Here is a 7,142-nt window from a genome sequence, read left to right as displayed (position 1 = left end):
GCCGCTCCTTGACGATCTCACGCACGGAGTTCGCCATCCCCATGAAGCACGCGCACAGCACGAGCACGACCAGCACCTTGGTCGCGTCCGGGTTGGGTTCCCGCAGCGCCACGAGACCGTCCTTCGCCGGGATGACCCGCGGGATGATCCCGAGCAGGAACGGGAACGCGAGGATCAGCCGGAGATAGGAGCGATCGGCGAACACAACCCGCAGGTACCGCCTGATCAGCGTCGACAGCTGCGCCGACACCGGCTGCTGGCGGATACTCGGCAGCAGCGCGGGCGGACGGCGCACGACCGGCGCGACAACGGCGGACGGGACGTAGTACTCGGACGCGCGGAAGCGGGCGGCGAGAACATCACCCGGGGTCGCCTCCAGCTCCCGGAAGACGGCCACGAACTCCTTGAAGTCCTTCTTGCCGAAGAACCGCAGCGCGCCCGTGCTCGGACCGAAGTAGGCCACGTGGCCACCAGGGGCAAGCACCAGCAGGTAGTCGCACAAATCGAGAAACAAGACACTATGAGTGACTACAATCACCGTGCGGCCCTCGCCCACGGCGCCGTCCCCGCCGTCGCTGCCGCGGGCGAGCCCGTGGAGTGCCTCCATCACCGACTGGTCGTTCGCCGGATCGAGGCCGGAGGTGGGCTCGTCCAGAAACAGCAGGGTCGGACGGATCAGCAGCTCCAGAGCAACGCTGGTCCGTTTGCGCTGCCCTCCCGACAGCCTGCTCACCGGCGTGTCGGCATGGTCACGCAACCCGAGCTGGGTAATGACCTCAGCGACCCGGCTGCGCCGCTCGTCCGCTGTCGTGTCCGCGGGAAAGCGCAGCTCAGCGCCACACTCCAGGGCCTGGCGGACGGTGAGCTGGCCGTGCAGCGGGTCGGCCTGCGGGACATAACCGATCCGGCGACGCAGCTCGTCGTATTCGGCGTAGAGATCCCGACCGGCGTAGCGGACCACGCCGGCATCTGCCGGGCGGAACCCGGTGAGTGCGTTGAGTAACGTCGACTTGCCCGCACCGCTCGGACCGACCACACCGAGCAGCGACCGGGCCGGCAGGCGGAACGTGACGTCGTGCATGAGCTGCTTGGCGCCGGCCCACACCGACAGGGCCTTCACCTCGAAGGTGACGTCACCGCCGTCGACGTACTCGACCAGCGTCCCGCCGTCGAGCTGGAACAGGTGGTGACCGATCGCGATGACGTCACGTTGCGCCATGAATGCACGGGCCACCCGCTGGCCGTTGACGAACGTACCGTTGGCCGATCCCAGATCGACGACCTCGACGGCGACGCCAGCCGTGCCGTCACCGCCACCCGTGCCGTTACTGCCCGTGCCGTTACTGCCCGCAACGTCACCGACCCGGCGCTGAGGACCGATCCGGAGCTGGGCATGGTGCCGAGAGGCGAGTAAGTCGTCCACGACCACGTCGTTGTCCTGGGAACGGCCCAGCATCATCCGTCCTGGACGCAACCGGTGGACCTTATGGTCGTTACCCACCACCGGATGCTGGAACGTCACCGAGTCGTCGCCGGCCGCACCGGCCCGGCCTGCTCGCCCGGCAGGCGAACCAGGGGCGCCGCCAGCACCGGCAAACGCGGTCAACGGGTCACCCGGTGAGTCCAGGCGGCCCGACGGACCCGGGAGGGGCTCAGACCACGGGACGAGAATGACCTCCGGCCCGTCCACGGCGCCCAACCGGATCCGGACCTGCCCACCGCGCGCGGTGACGTTGACGTTGCCCACCCGCCTGCCGTCACGCCACAGACCGTTCGCGCTGATGTCACGCACCAGCCAACCGTCGGCGCCCGACTCCAGGACCAGGTGCCGTCGTGACACGCGAGGGTCGACGATGACGACGTCGGCCTGACGCGCCCGCCCGACCACGTATGGTCCACCGCCCGAAAGGACGACCTGACCGTCCGGGGTGTTGACCTGCAGCGCGGTCCCGTCCACCTACGTATCTCCCCCCGTGGCCGGAGGTTGGCTGCCACCGGACCGTCACCTACCGGCGTCTCTCGCCGGAGAGATCATATCTGCCGCATCCACACGGAATCGGGGGTTTTCGCCGAACGGATCGGCCGGCCGCGGTGCGGTCGGCGGCGGTGTGACCGGTGGTACGGCCGGCAATACGGCCGGTGGTGCGGCTGGTGGTGCGGCTGGTGGTGCGGCTGGTGGTGTAACCGGACACCGGATGTCGTCACCTTCACTCGAGTGGCGATCTCCAAGCTGGAGATCGTCCAGCGATGGGAACATGTACGCTACCCCCGTTCGGGGGAACACTTCGGGAGAATTACGGAGCAGCCCCCTTGTCCGTACTGAAGCGGTTTCACACACTGAAGGCCATTCTTGTCTTTTTTACGACACTGGTCGGACTGGTCGTGTGGTCGCTGCCGGACATAGCGGGCCGGCCCCCGGCGGAGCGGACGGCGTCGACGTCCGCCGTCACCACCGCGGCCGGTACCGCGGCCGGTACCGCGGCCAGGCCACCGGGTTTCGGCCGGGCCGGCAAGCTCGTGTTCGGCCTCGGGCCCTCTCTCGACAGCGACTCGACCTCACCCGTCGCCGACCAGCTGGGAATGTTCACGACCTGGTACAACAGCCCCAATGACTTCGGTTTCCTCACCAATTGGTCGAAGGATCTCATTCCCCAGGTCTACGCCGGCGGGCGCGCGATCCATCTCGTCGTGTGGCTCGGCGGAGCCGGCCAGGTCGCCACCGTGCAGACCAAGTACGGGCCGGCCTGCGGTCGGGACTACCCACTGTCGTCGTCATTCCTGAGCGACACCCGGCGACTCGCGCAGATATTCGGCCGCGAGGCGGGCGGACCGCCGCTGTACGTCACGCTGTTCACCGAACTGCAGACCTACCCGTGCAAGGCCAACACCTGGGCCGCCAACCAGGAGGTGACGAACTACTACCTGAAACTCAAGGACCAGTACGTCGCCGCCATGGGTATCTTCCACTCGCTGGCGCCGAACGCCAGGATTTCCCTTGGCTGGGGTGGCTGGCAGGCCCGCTGGGACGACCCCGCGAAGGGCGGCGGGAAATCGCTGATCGGACATTTCGACGACGTGCTGCGGCAGTCGGACTTCCAGAGCTTCCAGGCGATGGACTCCAAAAACAACGTCGACGACATCCGTAACATGACCCAGATTCTCGGAAAATACGGCCCGGTCATGGTCGCGCACTACAAACCCGACGACGGCTCGGCGGGCACCTGGGCCAACGACCTGCAGGCGGTTTTCACCGACGACTACATACGGCAGGTCACCGGCGCGGGCCTGTTCGCATTCAGCCTGATGGACAGCAAACACCTGACCGCCAGCACCGAATCGCTGCAGCTCGTCCAGAATGCCGCCGCCCGGTACGGAACCCGGACCGGCTGAAGGGCCAAAAGCAGCGCGATCATGATTTTCTCGAGCCCGGGGCTCCTACCGGGTCCGGGAGGTTCGGGAGGCCCAGGTCACTGAGCCCACCCGGGACGAGGATGATGGCTTCGGCGCTTTTCGCGTGCCCGGAGATCCCGGGAACGGGGAACACCGGCGATGTGAGGGAGCATGCAGCGGTTCGACGACCGGTGGGTGGTGTCGGCGAGCGACATCGTCGATGCGCTCGAGTGCGGGCACCGACTCGCGCTGTCACATGCCCACGCGGCCGGGGTGCGACTGGACGATGCCACCACCGGCGAGCCGGTCACGGTCGGTGCAGCGGACGAACTGCTGGTCCGCCACGGCGACGCGCACGAACAGCGGTGGCTCGCGCACCTCGTCGGGATCTTCGGCGCTGACGCCGTCGCGGTGATCGAACGACCCGAGGGCACCCTGGCGGCGCTGGAGACGGCCCGGGAACAGACCCGCGAAGCCGTCACCGCTCGCGCCGCCGTCATCTACCAGGCAGTGCTCTTCGACGGCTCCTTCCAGGGACGGCCCGACTTCCTGATCGCCACGCACCTCGACCCGGTCACCGGTGCGCACACCGGTGAGGCCGTACCCGGTCGCTACGAACCGTACGACGCCAAGCTCGCCCGCCACGCCCGCCCCGCCGCGGTGGTGCAGCTCGCCTCCTACGCCCGGGCGCTCCCCGCGATCGGTGTGGCCGCCGCCCGGCGCATCCATCTGTTACTCGGCGACGGCCGGCTGGAATCGTTACGGGTCGAGGACGTCGCGCCCATGGTCGGCCATGCCCGGGGCAGGCTGACCACGCAGCTCGGGCTCGCGCCCGCGATCCCCCGGCCGTCCTGGGGTGATCCCCGGCCCGCGTGTGGGACCTGCGCGTTCGCCGCCCACTGCGAGCAGGGACGGGAAGTCGCCCGCGACCTGTCACTGGTCGCCGGCCTGCGCACGGATCAGCGGCGCAAGCTGCGGGCCGCCGGCATCACCTCGGTCGAGGACCTCGCCGCCGCGGGTGATGACCAGCGTCCCGCCTCGATGGCGCCGGCGACGTTCGCCGGGCTGCGGCTGCAGGCGGAGCTGCAGGTCATCCAGGACGCGACCCGCACCGACGACGACCGGACCGGCACCGTGACCGTCCGGGTGGTCGCGCCCGATGGGCTCGCCTCCCTGCCGGTACCGGATCCGGGCGACATCTACTTCGACATGGAGGGGGATCCGTACGCGCTGGACAACTCCGGTCTGGAGTACCTGTTCGGCGCCGTCACCCTCGACACCGCTGCTGTTGACAGTGCCGGTGCCAGTGCCAGTGCCGGCAGCCCCGCCGACCCTCCGGAGATCTTCCACCCGTTCTGGGCACACGACCGCGCCGGGGAGAAGCGCGCGCTCGAGCGGTTCATCGACTGGGCGCTGCGACGGCTCACCGACCATCCCCGGGCGCACATCTACCACTACGCTCCGTACGAACCGAACGCACTCAAACGGCTCGCGGCCAGGCACGGCACCCGCGAACAGCAGGTGGACGCCCTGCTCGCCGGGCATCGGCTCGTAGACCTGTACACGGTCGTCCGGCGCAGCCTGAAGATCTCCCAGCGCTCGTACTCGATCAAGTATCTGGAGCCGCTGTACATGCCGGGGGCGCGTGGCGCCGAGGTCAAGACCGCCGTCGACAGCATCGTCGCCTACGAGAATGTCCTGGCCCACCTCGCGGCCGGCGAGCAGGAGGCCGCCGACCACGTCCTCAACGAGATCGCCGAGTACAACCGGGTCGACTGCGTGTCCACCCACCGCCTGCACCGCTGGCTGCTCGACCTGCGTACGGTCGAAGGGATCATGCCCGCGCCAGCCGCGGACCTGCTGCCGGAGGCCGAGGACACGGCTGCCGATGCACCGCCGGATTATTCCGACGCGACCGTTGACGCGCTGATCGCCGGCCTGCCCGAGGACCCGGCAACATGGACGGACGGCGAGCGGGCCCGGGCGCTGCTGGCGGCTGCCGTCGGTTACCACCGGCGCGAGAACAAACCCGCCTGGTGGGAGTTCTTCGCCTGGCTCACCGCCGACCGTGCCGCGCTGGAAGCCGACGACGGCTGCGCCGTCCCGCTGGAATGGACCGTCGTCGAGGGGTGGGTCGCCCCGACCGGACGGCAGAAGAAGACCCGACGCAGCCTGCTCACCTCGCTCGACCCCGACCGCACCCATCCGTTCTCCACCGGTGAGCGGGTACGGCTGCTCTACCCGGGCACCGGTGGTGATCAGCGTCACGCCGCCTTCGGCCCCGCCTCCGGTCACACCCGGGACGCCGAGATCGAACGGAGCGAACCCGACAGGTTGCTCGTCCGGGAGAGCGCGGCACCGGAGGACACCACCGCCGATCTGCCGCTGGCAGTGCTACCAGGTCCGCCGGTGCGTCCCGAACCCAAACCGGCTGCGATCGCCGAACTCGCGCGGACGGTGGCCGCGACTCTGCCTTCCCCGCAACCGGCCCCCTCCCCGGAACCGACGTCCTCCCCGGAACCGGCGCTCGCCCCGGGACCGGTGTCCTCCTTGGAACAGGCGTCCTCCCCGCTGCGGGCTGACGTGGATCTGCCGGGCGGACCAGCCATGGACCTGCTGCGCCGGCACCCGCCACGGCTGCTGGGACAGCCCGCCCAGCACGCCGGCCTGCCGGATCCGGCCGAGCACGGTGGGGACCTGATCACCGCCGTGCTCGCCGCCGTCGACGCCCTGGACAACTCCTACCTCGCGGTACAGGGACCGCCCGGCGCCGGCAAGACCTACCTTGCCGGACGGCTGATCCGCCACCTCGTCGAGACAGGACGCACCGTCGGTGTGTGCTCGACCAGCCACAAGGCGATCGAGAACACCATGCTCGCCGCGACCGGCCCCGCTGCCGGTCCAGCGTCCGCCGCCGGTCCGGCATCCGCGGACGATCCGGCATCAACCGCCGGGAGCATCGCCGCGGCGAAGAAGCTGCGCTCCGGTCACAAACCCGACCCGGACACGCCGTGGGACACCCCGCGCGACATCCGGGCGCTGGCGTCCTGGCGTGCCGCGCATCCGGACGGGCACCTCGTCGGCGACACCGCGTGGGCATTCGCCAATCCGGCGCTGCGCGCGGAACCGTTCGACGTAATGATCATCGACGAGGCGGGGCAGTTCGCGCTCGCCGACACCCTGGCCGTGGCGGGCGCCGCGCGCAACCTCGTCCTGCTCGGCGACCCCCAACAGCTCCCGCAGGTCGTCGCGGGAATCCACCCGGACGGCGCGGACGCCTCCGCCCTGTCCCACCTGCTCGGCGAGGACGAAATCATACCGGCCGAGTTCGGCTACTTCCTGGACCTCACCCGGCGGATGCACCCGCAGGTGTGCGCACCGGTGTCGGCGCTGGCCTACCGGGGGCGCCTGCACGCCCATCCGGTCGCCGCCGGCCGCCGCATCGACGGCCTCCAGGCGGGTCTGTACCTGCACGATGTGGTCCACCACGGCAACACCACCCGGTCCGACCCGGAGGTGGACACCGTCCGTGACCTGCTCAGGGGCATCCTCGGCCGCCACTTCGTCGACGGCGGTACCGAACGCGTCCTGCGCGCCTGCGACGTGCTGGTGGTCGCCCCCTACAACCGCCAGGTACGCGCAATCGAGCACACTCTGGGCAAGGCTGGCGTTCACGGGGTCCGGGTCGCGACGGTGGACCGCTTCCAGGGCCAGGAAGCGCCTGTGGCGATCATGTCGCTGACCACGTCCAG

Annotated in this window: 3 protein-coding genes; 2 read left to right on the top strand and 1 reads right to left on the bottom strand. The window is 69.6% G+C overall.

Features of this window, described 5'->3' with window-relative positions; all coding sequences use genetic code 11:
- The coding region (locus DD1DGNOD_RS02430; RefSeq protein ID WP_131769345.1) for an ATP-binding cassette domain-containing protein at positions 1 to 1,957 on the bottom strand (1,957 nt) is incomplete at its 3' end.
- Positions 1,958 to 2,310: 353 nt separating this feature from the next.
- Here DD1DGNOD_RS02430 and DD1DGNOD_RS02420 point away from each other — a divergent pair.
- Together DD1DGNOD_RS02420 and DD1DGNOD_RS02415 are read left to right on the top strand one after the other, a co-directional pair.
- The gene (locus DD1DGNOD_RS02420) at positions 2,311 to 3,390 is read left to right on the top strand and encodes a hypothetical protein (RefSeq protein ID WP_131764992.1); all 1,080 of its coding nucleotides are present in this window, start codon (positions 2,311 to 2,313) and stop codon (positions 3,388 to 3,390) included.
- Positions 3,391 to 3,561: 171 nt separating this feature from the next.
- Positions 3,562 to 7,142: TM0106 family RecB-like putative nuclease (locus DD1DGNOD_RS02415; protein WP_241255419.1), on the top strand; the 3,581-nt coding region annotated here is incomplete at its 3' end.

Source organism: Candidatus Protofrankia californiensis, assembly GCF_900634765.1.
In the GTDB taxonomy this organism is placed as follows: Bacteria; Actinomycetota; Actinomycetes; order Frankiales; family Frankiaceae; genus Protofrankia; species Protofrankia californiensis.
The sequence above is the reverse complement of the archived record's forward strand: the minus strand, read 5'-3'. Positions and strand labels throughout refer to the sequence as shown.